The sequence below is a fragment of the Paraflavisolibacter caeni genome, assembly GCF_025628885.1.
In the GTDB taxonomy this organism is placed as follows: Bacteria; Bacteroidota; Bacteroidia; order Chitinophagales; family Chitinophagaceae; genus Flavisolibacter; species Flavisolibacter caeni.
In genome coordinates, this window is sequence record NZ_JAOTIF010000034.1 from 1 (window position 1) to 17,168 (window position 17,168).

A 17,168-nucleotide genomic window follows, 5' to 3' on the forward strand; every position below is an offset into this window, starting at 1 on the left:
CCTAAACAGGCTGGCATACAGCCGCCTAAAACACAAAATTAAAGTAAAAATCTCTTGACTTTTAACACAGAATCTCTATAAGCTGTGGAGGAAATCAAGTATAGAATGAATGAAAAGAAATATTTGGCAACATATATTATTAATGGCAATAATCCAAAAATTGTGCTTTTAACATGTCATTTCACTTTCGTGTACCTTGCAGCTTTTTTATATGGCATCGCATATTCTTTTAATCAATTGTCCGGACCAAAGAGGGTTGGTATTCAAAATCACCGGTGTTCTTTACCAGCATAATCTTAATATTATTAGCAATGGTGAGTTTGTGGAACGCAACTGGAACCACTTTTTTATGCGCACAGAGTTTTCAGGGGCATTTGACAAGGAAAAACTGCTGCTTGACCTAACCCAGGCACTACCGGAGGGGGTTGATATCAGGCTGACAGATAAGAAAAAGAAGGATATTGTCCTTTTGGCAACAAAGGAGCATCATTGCATTAGCGACCTCCTGGTGAGATTTGCATTCAATGAGCTCCAGGCTAATATCCGCGCAGTGATCAGCAATTATGATGTATTGCAGGACCTAACCAGAAAATTCAATGTTCCATTTCATTTTATATCGCATGAAGAAAAAAGCCGGGAGGCTCATGAAGCGGAATTATTGCATACAATACAAATCTATCAGCCTGAATTTATTGTCCTGGCAAAATACATGCGTATTTTATCACCAGGCTTTGTCTCCAATTTCAGTGATTGTATCATCAATATCCACCATTCGTTCTTGCCGGCATTTATTGGAGCAAATCCATATGCACAGGCTTATGACAGGGGTGTAAAGATCATTGGAGCTACGGCTCACTTTGTCAATAATAACCTAGATGAAGGTCCCATTATTGCACAAAATGTAATTCCTGTAAATCATACGCATAGTGCACGAGAAATGGCACAAGCAGGACGGGACGTAGAAAAGATCGTATTAGCAAATGCTCTCAGGATGGTGTTTAACGAGCAAGTATTTGTATACCGCAATAAGACGATCATTTTTGATTAATCTTCATGAGAAAAATTAATCAATCGTAGTATGATAATGGGTTAGGAGTTACGGGACTTAAACAATTGAATTCAAGTCTCCTAAATCCTAACCCATAATTATTCACCAACTTTCTTAACTTCTGCGTTCTGTATCAGAACCGGAGTTTCTATTAGCGTCATGGTCGGCCTGCTTTTTCTATGGCTCAGAACGTTGAGCGCCTGTTTGTTTCCCATGATTTGCTTTTTGTTGGGAGCCTGTTTCTCTAAGGAAAATATGGAGGGCAAGGTTTGGTAGCTTCAATTTTTCTTTGCATGAAAAACGATATTACCGGTGACATCACGCAGCAAAAGTGAATCATTAGTAACTGAATAATTACTAATTGTCTGCTGAATCAACTTTAGAAAAGCAGTTTCCTGATCCATATTGTTACAGGCCATTTTGGTTGATGTCAAATTTCCGAACCTGATTCCGGTACCTTTCAATGTAAACTTACCTGAAATGGTGTTGCAGCCAGTACTGCCTGAAAAAGTGGAATCACCATTGATGGTCAGGGAGGCATTGGTAAGCGATTCAGCCTCTACCCGTGGTTGTCGCCTCATGGAGGTGAAATTCCAAGTTCCTTTCAAGAGATTGAGGTAGGATTTCTGGTTAGTAGTCACTTCAACTTCATAGTATTCAACTTCATCCTTAGTTTCGACGACTCTAGGCCTTACAATAGTACCAGCTTTTACCTGGGCATAAGATGTAGAAGCAAAAAAGACTGAGCAGAGGAGAAAACAAAGCGGTTTCATAATGGTCGTTTTAAAGTTTGTAGTTTGAAGTTTTTTATAGGGGAAGGGATCTATTACCTGGTTAGGGAGTTACCAAGTGGAAGACAACGCTCGTGTCAAGATAAATAAAAAAACTTCAAACTACAAACCGTACTATTTAGTCTTGTAAGGCTAAATCTAAAACCTGGCTCATGTTCTTCACATAATGAAAACTTAAGCCTTTGATGTATTCAGGGTTAATGTCCTGTACATCTTTTTCATTTTGCCAGCACAAGATCAATTCTTTCAGGCCAGCTCTTTTGGCAGCCAGTACTTTTTCTTTAATACCTCCAACTGGCAATACCAAACCACGAAGGGTGATTTCGCCAGTCATGCCTAAATAAGGACGAACTTTCCTACCGGTAACAGCAGAAGCCAGTGATGTAAGCATGGTAATACCTGCACTGGGGCCATCTTTAGGCACAGCACCTTCCGGAACGTGAATATGGACTGTTTTCCTTTCAAACAGCTTGGAATCAATACCATACTTTTTAGCATTGGCACTTAAATAAGATAACGCTGTGGTAGCACTTTCCTTCATGACATTTCCCAAATTACCTGTCAAACGCAATTCGGACTTACCATCACTCATAGTAGCTTCAATAAACAATATATCACCACCTACATAGGTGTAAGCCAAACCTACAGCAATTCCCGGCATATTAGCAGCCTTGTACATTTCGTTGTTATACCTGGCCCGGCCCAATATGGCTTCTATATCAGGAACCGTCAGCGTTGATTTTATATTGCCATCCAGGGCTAAAGTTTTTGCCTGGTTGCGCATAATGGCAGCCAACTGACGGTCCAATTCACGGACGCCACTTTCCCTGGTATAATCCTGTATAATTTTTTCCAGGACCTTGTTATTGATGGTAAACCTTGTATGATTCAAACCATGCGCTTCCTTTTGCTTTGGGATTAAGTGACGTTTCGCTATTTCAATTTTTTCTTCCACCGCATAACCGCTTAATTCAATAATTTCAAGACGGTCACGAAGGGCTGGTTGAATATTCTGGAGGTTATTGGCAGTTGCAATAAACAATACTTTACTTAAGTCGTATTCCAACTCCAGGTAATTGTCGTAGAAGGTATTATTCTGTTCAGGATCCAAAACTTCAAGCAAGGCGCTGCTGGGGTCGCCACGATGATCAGAGCCAACTTTGTCGATTTCATCCAGGATCATGACAGGATTGGAAGATTTCACCTTGCGGATGGATTGTACGATCCTTCCTGGCATGGCACCAATATACGTCTTGCGGTGACCACGGATCTCACTTTCATCGTGGATACCTCCAAGACTAAGGCGAACGTATTTTCTGCCTATGGCGTTGGCGATACTGCGGCCCAACGAAGTTTTACCAATTCCAGGAGGGCCATAAAAGCAAAGTATAGGACTTTTCATGTCACCCTTCAACTTTAAAACAGCTAAATACTCCAGGATCCTTTCCTTTATTTTGTCCATACCATAGTGGTCATGGTCTAAAATCTCTTTTGCCTTTTTCAGGTCATATACATCATGAGTATATTCCTGCCATGGAAGGTCGAGCATCAGGTCAAGGTGATTATATACAACGGAATAATCCGGTGTACTGGGATGCATGCGCTCCAGTTTCTCCGCCCCCTTTTTAAACATCTCCCTAGCAGCCTCTGTCCATTTCTTGGACTCAGCCTTTTTCATCATCTCTTTCACTTCCCGTTCATTGACATCACCACCCAGTTCCTCTTTGATGCTTTTCAGCTGTTGTTGGAGGAAATACTCTCGCTGCTGTTTATCGATCTCAACTTTCGTTTTGTTGGTTACCTTATTTTTCAATTCAGCAAACTGCAGCTCTTTTTGCAGGAATTGCATCAGCAGATTAGCTCTTTCCCTGATATTATCCAATTCGAGCAGGTTTTGTTTCTCTCTTACATCAGTATTCAGGTTAGAGGAAACAAAATGAATCAGAAAGGAAGGATTCTCAATATTTCTTAATATTATAGAAGCTTCAGACGGGATGTTTGGCGAAAGTTGGATGATGTCTGCCGCCAGGTCTTTAATATTGGAAACATAAGCTTCAAAGTCCGGATCGGTTGGCGCTTCGTCCTCGCCCAAAACCTTGATTGTTGCTTTAAAATATGGTTCTTCAGCTGTAAGCTCCTGTACTGAAAAACGGGAACGCCCCTGGATAATGATCGTAGTGCCGCCGTCGGGCATTTTTATCTGTTTTACGATGCGGGCAACAGTACCAATAGCTTCCAGATCTTTGAAATCCGGATCCTCGATATTGCTGTCTTTTTGGGCGATTACACCGATCAATTTATTGCCTTTATAGGCATCGCCAACGGCTTTAATGCTTTTATCACGACCTACGGTAATTGGCAAAACAACACCTGGAAATAAAACAGTATTGCGTAATGGAAGTAATGCTAATTCAGAGGGTATTTCAGTAGTATCAGAGAAATCAGAATCATTTTCATTGATTGGGATGATGGGCATAAAGTCCATTTCATCCTCGGGTTTTAAAAAAAACTTCACTCACAATAATTTTAAGTGCGACAATATAACTTTTGTACTGAATCGTTACAAATGTAAATCAGGTTTTGTTAGTGGTCAATATTAATGCCATACCAAAGTAACCGGTAAAACTGTCAGAAATAAAAAAAGAGACCGTCTCCAACTTTTGAAACGGTCTCCTAATAAATCCTACACAAAGTATCTTAGAGGGCTAAACCAACTGACAATTGCCAGCCCTGGTTTTTCCATTTGGACTGATCTCCAACCTGATCTATATCCTTAATATCATTCAAGCCCACAAAATAGCGTCCTGATAGACGAAACTTACTGATCTTTAATTGAGCGCCACCCAAGACTGAAAAGTCGCCATTTGAAATTGCATCCTCCCCATTTTTGACAAGCGATTTATCCTTATCAATCAAAACTCCGAATTGCGGACCAGCAATTAAAGAAAGCGAGCTTCCTAATTTATAACTCAATAGTAGCGGGATGGAAAGATAGTTCAATTTAGCTTTTTGGCTAAATGGATGACTATAAACATCTCCAAAACTCGTGTCTACTCTAGTTTGATATTGGTTAAATAACACTTCAGGCTGGATACCCAATTTTCCTCCGAGGCCTATTTCCGCAAAACCACCCAAGTGGTAACCTGTTTCAAATTCATCCTTAAAGGATTTACCGTCTATTTTTGTCAAGTTAGCGCCTGCTTTAACCCCTAAAGTAAACTGAGCCATTGCAATATTTGCTAATAGAACTGCGCCGAGAAGTACACACAATTTTTTGTTCATAAAGGTAGATTTATCTGTAAAAAAAATTCTCAACATTTAAAATCAACTGCCTGATCTATAAATAAAAAGGCCACTATACTATCAGCCATCCCTGTGCCAAAGTTCTTTTTTGGAAGGAGAAAGAAAGATGAAGTTTAACGAGCTAAAAGTTAATGAATTCAAAATAAAAACCCAGAGCTGATCATGAAGGAGGTCGTAAACTTCTGAGCTGCTTTAGGCAAATAGTAATCAAACATTAATTGAGGTTGGAAGAAGAACTTATCCTTTGAAAATTCAGATTTTAAAAAAGCGGTTAATGATAAAGGTTGAAACTTTGTAGTTTGGTCCAGCGAATAGTTTTGTGGACCAAAAAAACGATTTCCATTCATTAACTTCTTATTGTTGTTCGTAGTAATACTTTGGTTGAATCCATAATTCTGGGTTCCTGCAGTAACTGATAACTGAGGTGTAAACCTGACAAAGTCATCTGAAACCAGAACATCTAACCAGTAAAAGTCGTGACGAAGTGAAAAGTTCAGGTTGAAATCCCTAATACTTTCCACCCTGCTTATTTGATCAACATTTCTAAGCCTTTTTAATAATTTTATTTGATCCTCCCTCTTCTCAACTTCGGTTCGCGATCCCCATCCATAAGAGGCCGATATCGAGGGTTTCAACCATGTATAACGATAGGAGAAATAAGTATATACTTCATTTTGCAAAGGCGAAGTATAAAAGTTCAAAGAATCCTTTGTAAAAAAGCGTGTATATGATAACCCTGTCAAAAAACCAGGATTCTTTAAATAATCATAAGATGCTGTTGCTGACCACTGGTAGGCGTTCAACCCCTTATTTTCTTTTACAATAGCTGCAGCGGCATTGATGCCCAGCCCACTTTTGCTGAAATATCCCAAGGATGGTGATAAGGCTAAATTTTTGTCAGGAGTCAAATAAGCACTAGAAGCGGACTTATAATTAAATACCCTATTTCCTATTCCAATACTAACAATAGTAAAATTGCGGGGTTTTGTTAATGAGTCTAAAAAGCCGTCTAATTCATTAAACAATTCATCGTAATCTATATCTGAATTCAGGTTATTCTTTTGAGTGGTATCTTTTTGTGCCTTCAGATTCTGAGGACTAAAAATTACTATTACTATCAATAGCAGATAATGTTTCATTCTATTAATTCGTGTATCTATTGTTGGTATTTTTCAGGAAGCGGTATCCTGATGATTATAATAATCTGATCGTAAAAATATTGACAAAAGAAATATGCCAGGTATTAACTTAATTCTATCAAAGTAATTTCAGGCAAAATGCCCACCCTACCAGGATAACCTAAAAATCCAAAACCTCTATTTACATATAATTTCTGTCTGCCCTCTTCATATAAACCTGCCCATTGCCGATATACATATTGCACAGGGCTCCAACGGAACCAGGGTAATTCTACGCCAAACTGCATCCCATGTGTATGTCCGGCCAACATCAAATCGATATCCGGATATTTAGTCCTTACTTCAGCATCCCAATGCGATGGGTCATGACTCATTAAAAGTTTAAATGGAATTTCTTCTGCACCAGAATACGCATGCTCCAACCTTCCATATTTCGGGAAATTGGCCTTTGCGCTCCAGTTTTCAACTCCGATCAACGCCATGCGTTCACTATTTTTTTCTAAAACTACATGCTCATTCAGTAAAAGCCTCCACCCCATTTCTGAATGAATGGCTTTTACATGCTCCAGGTTCTGCACCTTCTGTTCTTTGCTACTCCAGGTCTCATAATCGCCATAATCGTGATTGCCGAGAATGGAATAAACGCCCAGAGGAGCTTTTAGCAGGCTAAAGATATCTTTATAATTAGCCATTTCCTCGGCCCTGCCATTTACCAGGTCGCCAGTAAATAATATTAAATCAGGTTGAAGCTTTAGTATTTTTTCTATGCCCCTTTGGACTGCGGACTTATTATGAAAACTACCACTATGAACATCTGAGATCTGGACGATTTTCAAACCCCTGAAAGCCTGGGGCAAATTAGAAAAGCTAATGGGCACTTTTCTAACCCGATAATCGTATTTGTTGGAAAAGCCATAGACTAGTGATCCCAACAGCCCCCCTCCTGTCACCAGGCCAAGCCAGCTCAAAAAGACAGATCGGTTAATAGTCTGTCCTTCCTGCATCTGTTCTCCTTCCGTATTGTAAAAAAACAACTTACCTGCAACCCATTGGAATCCCCGCCGCACATCATCAATCATTAAAAACAGAGAGACTAGGATTTTAGCAAAAAAGACAGAGGCTATCATTACAAAAATCACAGTCCTCAATCCTTTAGAAATACTATCCAGGTTTAAATAGGGCAAGGCTATAAATAGCAAAAGGGCAGAAACGGACAATACCCAGTAAATTATATTAGAAATTGTGCGCACTTTTTCACTAGCTGCTTGATTAACGACTTTTATCGCCTGGAAAACGTAAAAATCCAAAACAAGCATCAATCCGATGATCACAAACCAAAAGGGTGTATTTCTCATAATTATATCCTTAAAAGGTCATGCGAAGAAAAGAAATATTGAAAAGATCGGGTGCCAGTGTCATAAATTAACAAAACATAAAAACCAAACATATTGTGTGCCGCATGAATGAGACTTCAACCTATGTTTAATTATACAAGGATATCAGCAATATATACATATAAATTATTAATAAATATTTATTTGTGCTTATTTTTTGCTACATTGGCATCTTCCTGTTCAGCTTATATATCCACATCCCTCTTTTTGCCAAATGATACCTTATTTTTGCAAATACCTATATAATTAATTGGTTTTATGCGATTTACTTATTTTGGACATTCATCTTTTGCAATGGAGTTACAGGGTAAGCAGGTAGTTTTTGATCCTTTTATCACGCCAAACCCACTGGCCAAGAAAATTGACATTCATAGCATTCCTGCCGATTATATTCTACTTTCACATGGTCATGGTGACCATGTAGCAGACTGTGCAGCCATTGCAAAACGAACCAATGCCACTGTAGTAAGTAATTTTGAGGTAGTAGATTGGGCGACAAGACAAGGAATTGAGAAAACGCATCCTATGAATCAGGGCGGGAAAAAAGAATTTGAATTCGGGATGCTAAAATGTGTGAACGCCATTCATTCATCCGGCCTGCCGGACGGCACAAATGGGGGCAATCCTATGGGTTTTGTCATTACAACCAGTGAGAAAAATTTTTATTATACTGGAGATACAGCTTTAACCATGGATATGCAACTGATTCCCCGTTGGGCTACCCTGGATTTTGCGATTATGTGCATTGGCGACAACTTTACGATGGGCTATGAGGATGCCGTTGAGGCGGCAAAGATGGTACAGACCAATGTTGTTATAGGGGTTCATTACGATACATTCCCTTACATACAAATCAATCATGCTTTGGTAAATCAAGCTTTTGCAAGTGCAGGTATCACATTGCACTTGCCTACGATTGGCGAAACCATAGAACTTTAAAAATATTTAGCTGATATAATGGGCAGAATAATTGGAGTAGCAAATCAAAAAGGCGGCGTTGGGAAAACGACCACTGCAATCAATCTTGCAGCCTCCTTTGCCGTTCTTGAATATAAAACCTTGCTAGTAGACGCCGATCCACAGGCAAACAGTACTACAGGGGTAGGTTTCGACCTACAAAACGTTACACAGAGTCTGTACGATTGTATGATCGACCAGGCCACGGCAAAGGATGTTGTGCTCAAATCAGATATCCCCAACCTCGACCTCCTTCCTTCTCATATAGACCTGGTTGGTGCGGAAATAGAAATGATCAATTATCCTAACCGGGAAATGGTATTAAAACAGATCGTCCAGTCGCTGCGTGATGATTATGATTTTATTATTATTGATTGTTCGCCATCCTTAGGGCTGATCACTGTAAATGCGTTGACGGCTTCGGATTCTGTAATTGTCCCTGTTCAATGCGAGTTTTTTGCTCTTGAAGGATTAGGAAAATTGTTGAATACCATAAAAATTGTTCAAAGTCGCCTTAACACCTCTTTGGTAATTGAAGGTATATTGATGACAATGTACGATGGCCGTTTGCGTCTTTGCAACCAGGTAGTCAATGAAGTACGACGTCACTTTGAATCTGTAGTGTTCAATACGATTGTGCATCGTAATGCCCGGTTGAGCGAAGCTCCAAGTGTAGGTAAACCAGTTATTTTGTATGATGCCAGCAGTAAAGGTTCAATAAACTACCTGAACCTTGCTAAGGAAATTCTCCAAAAAAATAATTTAACAAAGATTCCCCAGGAAGAAAGGACAATTGAATTATAAGTTTAAGTTTTGTGTTCATGGTTTTAAGTTTTATTTGATTATAGAAAACAGAACTTTGCTCGAAATTTAAAAACCAGAACTTACCTTAAACTTATTACCAAACAATAACATGAGCACACCTAAACAAAATAAAGAAGCCCTTGGAAAAGGCATCCGATCGCTTTTACAAGGCATTAACTCAGATTTTATTAACCCTTCCGGACAGTTAAAAGAATCTGTAGTGGAAGCTACGACCGGTGTTATGCGTATTCCGGTTGATAAGATAGAATCAAATCCGAAACAGCCCAGACGGGATTTTGATGAGCAGTCGATGGAGGAATTGGCGCAGTCTATAAAGATCCATGACATCATCCAACCCATCACTGTATCTAATCTGCCTGGGAACAAATACCGCTTAATTGCTGGTGAACGCCGTTGGCGAGCTGCTAAAATGGCGGGTTTAAAGGATATTCCGGCATATGTGAGACATGCCAATGACCAGGATTTACTGGAACTTGCACTGCTGGAAAACCTGCAACGCGAAGACCTGAACGCTATGGAAATTGCCTTGAGCTACAAACGGATGATGGAAGAATTAAGTCATACGCAGGAGCAAGTGGCTGAACGGATGGGCAAGGATCGTAGCACTGTAACCAACTATATCCGTTTACTTAAACTTCCGCCAGACATTCAGATCGCTGTACGTAATGGGGAGTTGAGCATGGGACACGCGCGTGCCTTAATTAATGTTGATACTGTAGACAAGCAGCTTTTCATTTTTAATGAAATCAAAACCAAGGGATTGTCCGTGCGCCAAACAGAGATTCTTGTAAGGAACATGTACAAAGATGCAGAAGAGCAGAAGAAGCCGGCGACACCAGTTCTTCCACCCACCTTTCAAAAAATAGAGGATAAAATTGCGTCCCACTTTAGTACTAAAGTGAAAGTAAGGCACAGTAAAAACGGTAGTGGGCAAATAACATTCGATTACTATTCGCTTCAGGACCTGAACAAATTATTAGATCTGATGCAAATAACCATTGATTAAAGGCATCACAAAAAATATAAATCTTATATAACTGTAATTTAGTTTTTTTGAACATCACACTCTATGATATAAGGCGGCTGGGTTTGAGCGCGGCCCTTCTTTTTTTCTTTTTCACAGTATTCGCACAGAAGGATACCTTAGGCCGGCCCATTGTTACAGATTCTCTATCTAAAGTTGCAAAGCCGGTAAAAGACAGAAAAGAAGATTCAATAGCAAAGGTGCCTCCTCCGCGTAAAGCGATTATCCGATCAGCTATTATTCCCGGATGGGGGCAGATCTACAATAAAAAGTATTGGAAAGCGCCCATTGTATGGGGGGCTTTAGGAATTTCCGGTAGTATATTCTATACCAATCTTCAATATTACCGTGATACCCGGGATGCCTATAAAGTAAAGTACAATATCCGAGTAAATAACGATTCGACAGGATATAATGAAATCCCTGATGAATTGAAGCAGTACAGTGAAGAATCATTGAGGTACAACCGGGACCAATACCGACGTTATGTAGATTATTCTGCACTCGTTTTTATTTTGCTATGGGGGCTTAATGTAGTTGACGCGGCTGTTGATGCGCATTTGAAATCATTCGATGTCAGCCCGGATCTGAGCATGCAAATCAAGCCCGGTTACAGCAATATGGCAGGCACCAAGGGAGTAAGCCTTGTATTCAATTTCAAATAACAAATAAAACCATAAACATGCGAATTGCACTTATCGGCTACGGGAAAATGGGTAAAATGATAGAAGAAATTGCGTTGGAAAGAGGACATGAAATAGTTTTAAAAATTCATATTGACAATACAGAAGAATTTACCCAGGAAGCTGTATCAAAGGCAGATGTAGCTATTGAATTTACCGGTCCGGACAGTGCTTTTGAGAACGTAAAAAAATGCCTTGACTCGGGCGTACCAACAGTAAGCGGATCAACCGGGTGGAATACAAAGCTTGCCGATATAAAAGCATATTGCATTCAAAAAAATGGTTCATTCCTGCATACGTCCAACTTCAGCATTGGCGTTAATATTTTTTTCGAGCTTAATAAGCTTTTAGCCAAATTAATGAATGCACATCCTGATTATGAAGTAACCCTGAAAGAAATTCATCATACAGCAAAACTAGATGCACCCAGTGGTACCGCAGTAACGTTAGGTGAACAAATATTATCCAACCTTACCCGTAAGAAGACGTGGGTGAACAGGGATGCTGAGAAATCAGATGAACTAGCAATCATTAGCGAACGCATTGATCCAGCACCAGGAACTCACTATGTAAAATACTTATCAGAAATTGATGATATTGAGATCATCCATACAGCGCACAGCCGAAAAGGTTTTGCTTTAGGTGCTGTATTGGCTGCAGAATATATTGCAGATAAAAAAGGCGTATTTACCATGCAGGAAGTGTTAGGATTGTAACCCCCTGCTGATCAAACCTTAACATACTAAAAAGGCAGCTTCAACAAATTGAAGCTGCCTTTTTAGTATTTAGAAAATGCAGGAAATTATCTAAGGTTTTGATAATTAAAAAAAGTATTATTTTGATTTAGTAATACTTGTATGTAACTAGCAATAAATTTGAAACTATGGCAGCATGTAACTTTAGTATCCCATTCGCAGGGACAGCACAGGAAATTTTAAATAAGGCAAGAAATACAGTACAAAGCCAAGGAGGCTCCTTTGATGGAGATACAAATGCAGGTAGTTTCCATGTGAGTGTATTCGGGAACACAATTACAGGTTCATATTCAGTTTCGGGCCAAGTAATGGAAATAGTAATTGATTCTAAACCCTTTTTATTGCCCTGCAGTGCTATTGAAGGATTTTTGAAAAGTCAAATAGGTTCATAAAACATAGGAATTATGTCCACCACAAATCTGCCAGAAGTGTGGCTACGTGGCCCATTGTCCAATATTCCATCTTTGCTTCAACCGGTGGCACATACGTTTTTGCAAGCCAAAGAGGAAATCATCGAAATGATGAAAGATTTTCCTGAAGAACATTTATGGGACAGACCAGCGAATGTAGCTTCACCAGCTTTTCACCTGCAACATATAACGGGTGTTATCGATCGACTTTTCACTTATGCCATGGGGCAATCACTTACAGAAGGCCAACTTGCAGCGCTACGATCTGAAGGACAAGCTCAGTCGCAAACTGTTGCACAATTAGTAAAGGCATTATGTGATAAAATCGATTGGGCCCTTGAACAATTGAGTAGCGTAAATGAGCAAACACTAAGGGAAGCCAGAGGTGTTGGACGTGCACAACTACCTTCTACAGTTCAAGGACTTTTGTTTCATTCTGCAGAACATACTATGAGGCATGTTGGACAGTTGCTTGTTACTACAAAAGTCATCAAGGGAATTTCATTGGCCCAGAAATAATTCTGCTTAAAAGTTTTAGTCGCGATCTTCTAAGAAAAATAATCCCATAAATAGTATAAAGACGACAAAAACTATTATATTACAAATTGTAAGAAACCTGGTAAGCACCAAAAAACGTTTAAAAACGGATCATTCTAGAGAAGAGCATAAGTTTTACGGGCTTTAATTACCAGCCCTCAATCAATATGCAGATAGATGTTTTTTTGTTTACTCTTAATTGAAACTGAAAGAAATCACCATGACCAACGTATTCAATATAGAATTCCAATATAAAGGCTTGATCTATCCTGCACTAATAAGCCTACGCTCTACTAAGGAAGAATATACAGTGTATGCACAGATATTAAATGATGGCTTACTGAATATACTGCCAGAAGGAGAAATTCATTTCCGTATTTCTAACAACTTAAGAAAGGCATCTGAACCTGTTCAAAGTACAAAAATGGAATTGATAAGGGCGATTCGTGAATCGGTACTTAAGCACCTGTAAAAGTCTGCGGCGGCCACTTCAAATTAAAACCCAGGAAAGAAATACCTGGGATATATTAAGATAGATACTTTGAAAATCAATTCAAAGTATTATTTGCTTGTTTATTTATTTACCTTGTCGTGTTCCTGTTGTTTTACTAAATTATTGTAAATACTCAAAAGTAAAAAAGGAGCAGGCCACAGTCCATTCAACAAGCTCATCTTTTTCCCATCTAGCATTTAGAGTGTCAAAGAAACAGACACTACCTTCAACTGTTATACAAGTGATTTGACCGTTTCTTTAGAGATCACATACAAAACCAGATACCGGTTACTTCTGTGGCTAATTTTTTGTATGTATCAAGAGTTCACCAGATAAAATATACTTGTATGAAAAACAAAGGAATTGTGCTTATATGCGACAATGAAGATGAGCATTTAAATGAGGTAAGGAATGCTTTGGAAAATGAGGGTTATTCCATTGAAATTATTACTGATGCATCAGATTTAATTCCCAGGGCCATTAGGGTACGACCAGGCGTGTTGATTGTAAATCCAGACCTAAAAGCGTTCAATGCATATGATGTGTGCAAGCATATTTTGAAGGACATGGATGTTCCTGCAATTATGATAGTAGAGAAAAATGCAACAGCCCGAGCACAAATTGATGAATGTGAAATTGAAGATGTCCTAACTAAACCTGTTAATATAAGGAATTTATTAAACCTTATTTCAAAGCATCTCACTGTTGCACATTAACAGAATAAGTTCGAAGTTGGCTAGCATCCTTATTAAATGAGCACAGCCAACCTTGATCAAGAGCTCATTATAATTTCATCATTCTACCCTGGCAATTACTGCGATTTTTTGGGCATTGCGAATCCCGGTATGAATTATTATAGTAAGGCCTGTAAATCTGAGGTTCAGTTTTTGCAGGCTTTTTCACCGGTTTAAATAAATTGAAGGCAACACCCAAGTTGACAACATAATCTGCAAATGCGGCATCTCCTTTATAATATGATTTTGTCAACTCTGATCTAACCTTATCCGGAACACTTTGGATGCGATTGCGCTCAAAGGCTATAGGCACTGTCAAGAATGTACTCATTTTCTTCGTCCGGAATGTCAGGCTGGGCTCTGCAGAAATAATGTATCCAGGCCTCCTAAAACCATTACTACCTCCCACGAGATCCTTAGCCGGAATACCGTCAATGCGCGCTCCTCCGGAGAAAACAAATTTCTTTAAAAATGTCACGTTAGCCCCTAAACGGGCCATATATTGATCTGGTACACTCATCACATCACTGCCATAAATTATGGAAGCTGGAGAAGGAGTTCTGCCACGTGCTGTAGAAACGCCATTAGTCTCCCTGGGATTAACCAGATAAAGTAAGTTTGAATAGAAACTTAACCGCTTATTAAAACTGTAGAAGTTGTTTAATTCGGTAATTATCCCCACTCCCCCATCGCCTGGCTGAATGGACTGATCGACAGGTCCAAGCACTTTAACACCGCTTACCCCTGTATAAAAATAGTCGTCGTATTTATAGTTTCCTGTAGGCAATTTGACACCTAAACCGGCCTGAATATTTCCTTTTTTAAACTTTTTTGGATTTAATAACCAACTATAGGCAGTTAAGCGGACATCACCCATACCATACGATTCAGTACTATGCCTGTCTACATTTCCATGTTCATAGAGTGACGACCGGGTGTTTGCAATTAATGGCACATTCATGCTGATTGCCCAACGTCTGTTCAGGTACCTTACAGCGTTCAGATCCAGTGTATAGCTTTTGTTGATTACTTCCGTGCCATTTTCCAACCTTTGTTTTTGCTCTACATCTCCTACAAAATGACGGAATGATTTAAAATAACGGTTTGTAGCAGAAAATGTCCATTGTGGGCTTTGAGCCTTTTTACTGGACGAAGGACGCTCAATTACACTGCTGCCGGTGCTGCGCACAGGTACACATCCCTGAGAATATGCCTGTATTGTAAATAAAGAACTAAGCAGCCCGAAAAAGTAAAACTTCTTCATAAGCTAAGAGGAATTTAAGTACAATAAATTTATTATATTTTGCAACTGTAGAAAAATAAAATACATGAGTGGATTTTGAAGAAATCCAATAGCAGAGGCTATTTCCGGAGGTGATCACTCGTAAAAGTTATTTTACAACCTACTAGCTTTGAGTCATAAGGATAAGCCATTTAAATTCATCAGTTAAAACCCTTCGGACCATTCATCCCAGAATCAAATATTTGACATTATTCAACTGTTAGATTATATTTGAAAGCAGCAAATTCACTCCTATTTAACCAACCAAGGGAACACAATTTCTGGTACCCTTATTATCCATTTCAAGTGCAGTTTACAATTACATTAATAAATCGCCTAGCAATGAAACCATTAAAAACTTTTGCTCTTTGTACAATTGCTACATTTTGCTTGTCTGCAGCTCAAGGGCAGGGCATTTTAAAAAAGATCAAAAATGCCGCAAACAACGCTGCCAACAATGCTGCAAATTCGGTCATTAACCCACAGGGTAACAACAATCAACAGCCTCCACAAGGCAATAATGCCGGGACGTCCGGACAAAACAACACTAGCGGCAAAAACAACCCATCAAACAAGGGAGGCCAAGGATTAGTAACAACACCTCCTAACGTCAATGAAAATTTAAGTTCTGCAGAAACAGCTTTCAAAAATGCCAGCTATTCAGAAGCCAGATACGCTGTTCAACAAGCTATGTTGGGTGTAGAAATGGAAATTGGCCAAAAGATCCTTAAATCTTTACCTGAGAGTGTTGCAGGGCTTAAGAAAGACGAAAAAGCAGATCAGGTAACCAGTACAGGATGGGGCTGGGTAGGATTAACCATTCATCGGGAATATGAAGAAGGTGACAAACAATTTAGAGTAACAATTGCGAACAATAATGCTTGGATGCAAGCAATTAACCTGTACTTTAATTCGAGTTATGCACAAACCACAGGAGGCGAACAGAAATGGAAGCAAACGAAAGTTAAAGGTTATCGGGCAATCATTGAATTTGATGAAAGCTCAGGTTATAAATTGAGTGTGCCATTGGGACAAACCTCATTGATTGTATATGAAGGTGTAAACTTTGCTACGGAACAAGAAATGATGAATGCGGCCAATGTCATTGATATTGATGGCATCAAAAACCAGCTTGGTGAAAAATAATCTTTAAAACTTAATCAATTCATTTATGAAAAAATATTTTGTCCTCTTCATCATTTGCTTCCTTAGCACCCTATTGTATGCTCAGGAGTTCAATAAACAATTAACAGCGGCCCGGACCGCATATACAGCTGGGAAACTAGATGATTCACGATTTGCCATGCAGCAAATGCTTCAAGAACTGGACATGATCATGGGAAAGGAAATATTAAAATTGTTACCAGCAAAAATGCAGGACCAAAACGTTAATACAAAAAACGATAATGTCACAGTGGCAACTGGCTTTGTAGGAACCATTACACATCGTGATTATGGAGTAGAAAATAAAATGGTCAACCTGGATATTATCAGTAACTCACCACTAATAACAAGTATAAATGCTATACTTGCTTTACCACTCATTGGTAACTCTGGTGACCATAAAATTATTAAAGTAAGTGGTTATAAAGCATTGGTTCAAAAGGTTAGTGGGGAAAACGACAGGACAGATTATGAAATACAATTGCCACTAAATAATGCACTCGTCACCTTAAAAGCCCCGGGTTATACACAAGACCAACTAATTGCCATGGCTAATTCTATGCCTATAGACCAAATCGCTAAAATGGTACAATAAATTTGATCATAAAAACTAAAAAGCCTTAGCAAAA

General features: G+C 39.0%; 17 protein-coding genes. 11 read left to right on the plus strand and 6 right to left on the minus strand.

The window, feature by feature from the left end; genetic code table 11:
- Window positions 1–211 precede the first annotated feature (211 nt).
- Entirely contained in the window at window positions 212–1,048 is an 837-nt protein-coding gene (gene purU / locus OCK74_RS25085) for a formyltetrahydrofolate deformylase (RefSeq protein ID WP_279299860.1), read from the plus strand.
- 278 nt (window positions 1,049–1,326) lie between these two features.
- Here the strand turns inward: purU and OCK74_RS25090 are convergent, their stop codons facing one another.
- The 5 genes from OCK74_RS25090 to OCK74_RS25110 form a co-directional block, all read right to left on the minus strand.
- Window positions 1,327–1,821, minus strand: a complete 495-nt coding sequence (locus OCK74_RS25090; RefSeq protein WP_279299861.1) for an META domain-containing protein — start codon at window positions 1,819–1,821, stop codon at window positions 1,327–1,329.
- A 136-nt stretch (window positions 1,822–1,957) separates the two neighbouring features.
- On the minus strand, window positions 1,958–4,354 hold the full coding sequence (lon, locus tag OCK74_RS25095) for an endopeptidase La (protein ID WP_279299862.1): 2,397 nt from the start codon (window positions 4,352–4,354) through the stop codon (window positions 1,958–1,960).
- A gap of 182 nt (window positions 4,355–4,536) precedes the next feature.
- Complete coding sequence (locus OCK74_RS25100; RefSeq protein WP_279299863.1) at window positions 4,537–5,121, minus strand: porin family protein; 585 nt, start codon at window positions 5,119–5,121, stop codon at window positions 4,537–4,539.
- 158 nt (window positions 5,122–5,279) lie between these two features.
- The gene (locus OCK74_RS25105) at window positions 5,280–6,281 is read right to left on the minus strand and encodes a hypothetical protein (RefSeq protein WP_279299864.1); all 1,002 of its coding nucleotides are present in this window, start codon (window positions 6,279–6,281) and stop codon (window positions 5,280–5,282) included.
- Between the two features lie 104 nt (window positions 6,282–6,385).
- Window positions 6,386–7,636, minus strand: coding sequence for a metallophosphoesterase (locus OCK74_RS25110; protein WP_279299865.1), 1,251 nt, complete (start codon window positions 7,634–7,636; stop codon window positions 6,386–6,388).
- A 297-nt stretch (window positions 7,637–7,933) separates the two neighbouring features.
- Between OCK74_RS25110 and OCK74_RS25115 the strand changes: the two genes are divergently transcribed.
- The 8 genes from OCK74_RS25115 to OCK74_RS25150 all read left to right on the plus strand — a co-directional run bounded on the left by OCK74_RS25115 (window position 7,934) and on the right by OCK74_RS25150 (window position 14,075).
- A complete protein-coding gene (locus OCK74_RS25115) occupies window positions 7,934–8,614 on the plus strand; it encodes a metal-dependent hydrolase (protein ID WP_279299866.1) in 681 nt (226 codons plus the stop codon).
- 18 nt (window positions 8,615–8,632) lie between these two features.
- Complete coding sequence (locus OCK74_RS25120; RefSeq protein WP_279299867.1) at window positions 8,633–9,436, plus strand: ParA family protein; 804 nt, start codon at window positions 8,633–8,635, stop codon at window positions 9,434–9,436.
- 109 nt (window positions 9,437–9,545) lie between these two features.
- Window positions 9,546–10,463 carry a ParB/RepB/Spo0J family partition protein gene (locus OCK74_RS25125; RefSeq protein WP_279299868.1) on the plus strand — a complete coding sequence of 306 codons (918 nt, stop codon included), beginning with the start codon at window positions 9,546–9,548 and terminating at the stop codon, window positions 10,461–10,463.
- Between the two features lie 47 nt (window positions 10,464–10,510).
- On the plus strand, window positions 10,511–11,146 hold the full coding sequence (locus tag OCK74_RS25130) for a DUF5683 domain-containing protein (protein ID WP_279299869.1): 636 nt from the start codon (window positions 10,511–10,513) through the stop codon (window positions 11,144–11,146).
- Window positions 11,147–11,163: 17 nt separating this feature from the next.
- Window positions 11,164–11,880, plus strand: a complete 717-nt coding sequence (dapB, locus tag OCK74_RS25135; protein ID WP_279299870.1) for a 4-hydroxy-tetrahydrodipicolinate reductase — start codon at window positions 11,164–11,166, stop codon at window positions 11,878–11,880.
- A gap of 443 nt (window positions 11,881–12,323) precedes the next feature.
- Window positions 12,324–12,848, plus strand: coding sequence for a DinB family protein (locus OCK74_RS25140; protein ID WP_279299871.1), 525 nt, complete (start codon window positions 12,324–12,326; stop codon window positions 12,846–12,848).
- 238 nt (window positions 12,849–13,086) lie between these two features.
- Window positions 13,087–13,338, plus strand: coding sequence for a hypothetical protein (locus OCK74_RS25145; RefSeq protein ID WP_279299872.1), 252 nt, complete (start codon window positions 13,087–13,089; stop codon window positions 13,336–13,338).
- A 368-nt stretch (window positions 13,339–13,706) separates the two neighbouring features.
- Window positions 13,707–14,075: a response regulator gene (locus OCK74_RS25150; protein WP_279299873.1), complete on the plus strand. Its 369-nt coding sequence runs from the start codon at window positions 13,707–13,709 to the stop codon at window positions 14,073–14,075.
- 67 nt (window positions 14,076–14,142) lie between these two features.
- Here the strand turns inward: OCK74_RS25150 and OCK74_RS25155 are convergent, their stop codons facing one another.
- Entirely contained in the window at window positions 14,143–15,357 is a 1,215-nt protein-coding gene (locus OCK74_RS25155; protein WP_279299874.1) for a hypothetical protein, read from the minus strand.
- 360 nt (window positions 15,358–15,717) lie between these two features.
- Here OCK74_RS25155 and OCK74_RS25160 point away from each other — a divergent pair, with 360 nt between their 5' ends.
- The gene (locus OCK74_RS25160; protein WP_279299875.1) at window positions 15,718–16,521 is read left to right on the plus strand and encodes a hypothetical protein; all 804 of its coding nucleotides are present in this window, start codon (window positions 15,718–15,720) and stop codon (window positions 16,519–16,521) included.
- 25 nt (window positions 16,522–16,546) lie between these two features.
- Window positions 16,547–17,134, plus strand: coding sequence for a hypothetical protein (locus tag OCK74_RS25165; protein WP_279299876.1), 588 nt, complete (start codon window positions 16,547–16,549; stop codon window positions 17,132–17,134).
- The last annotated feature ends 34 nt before the right edge of the window (window positions 17,135–17,168 follow it).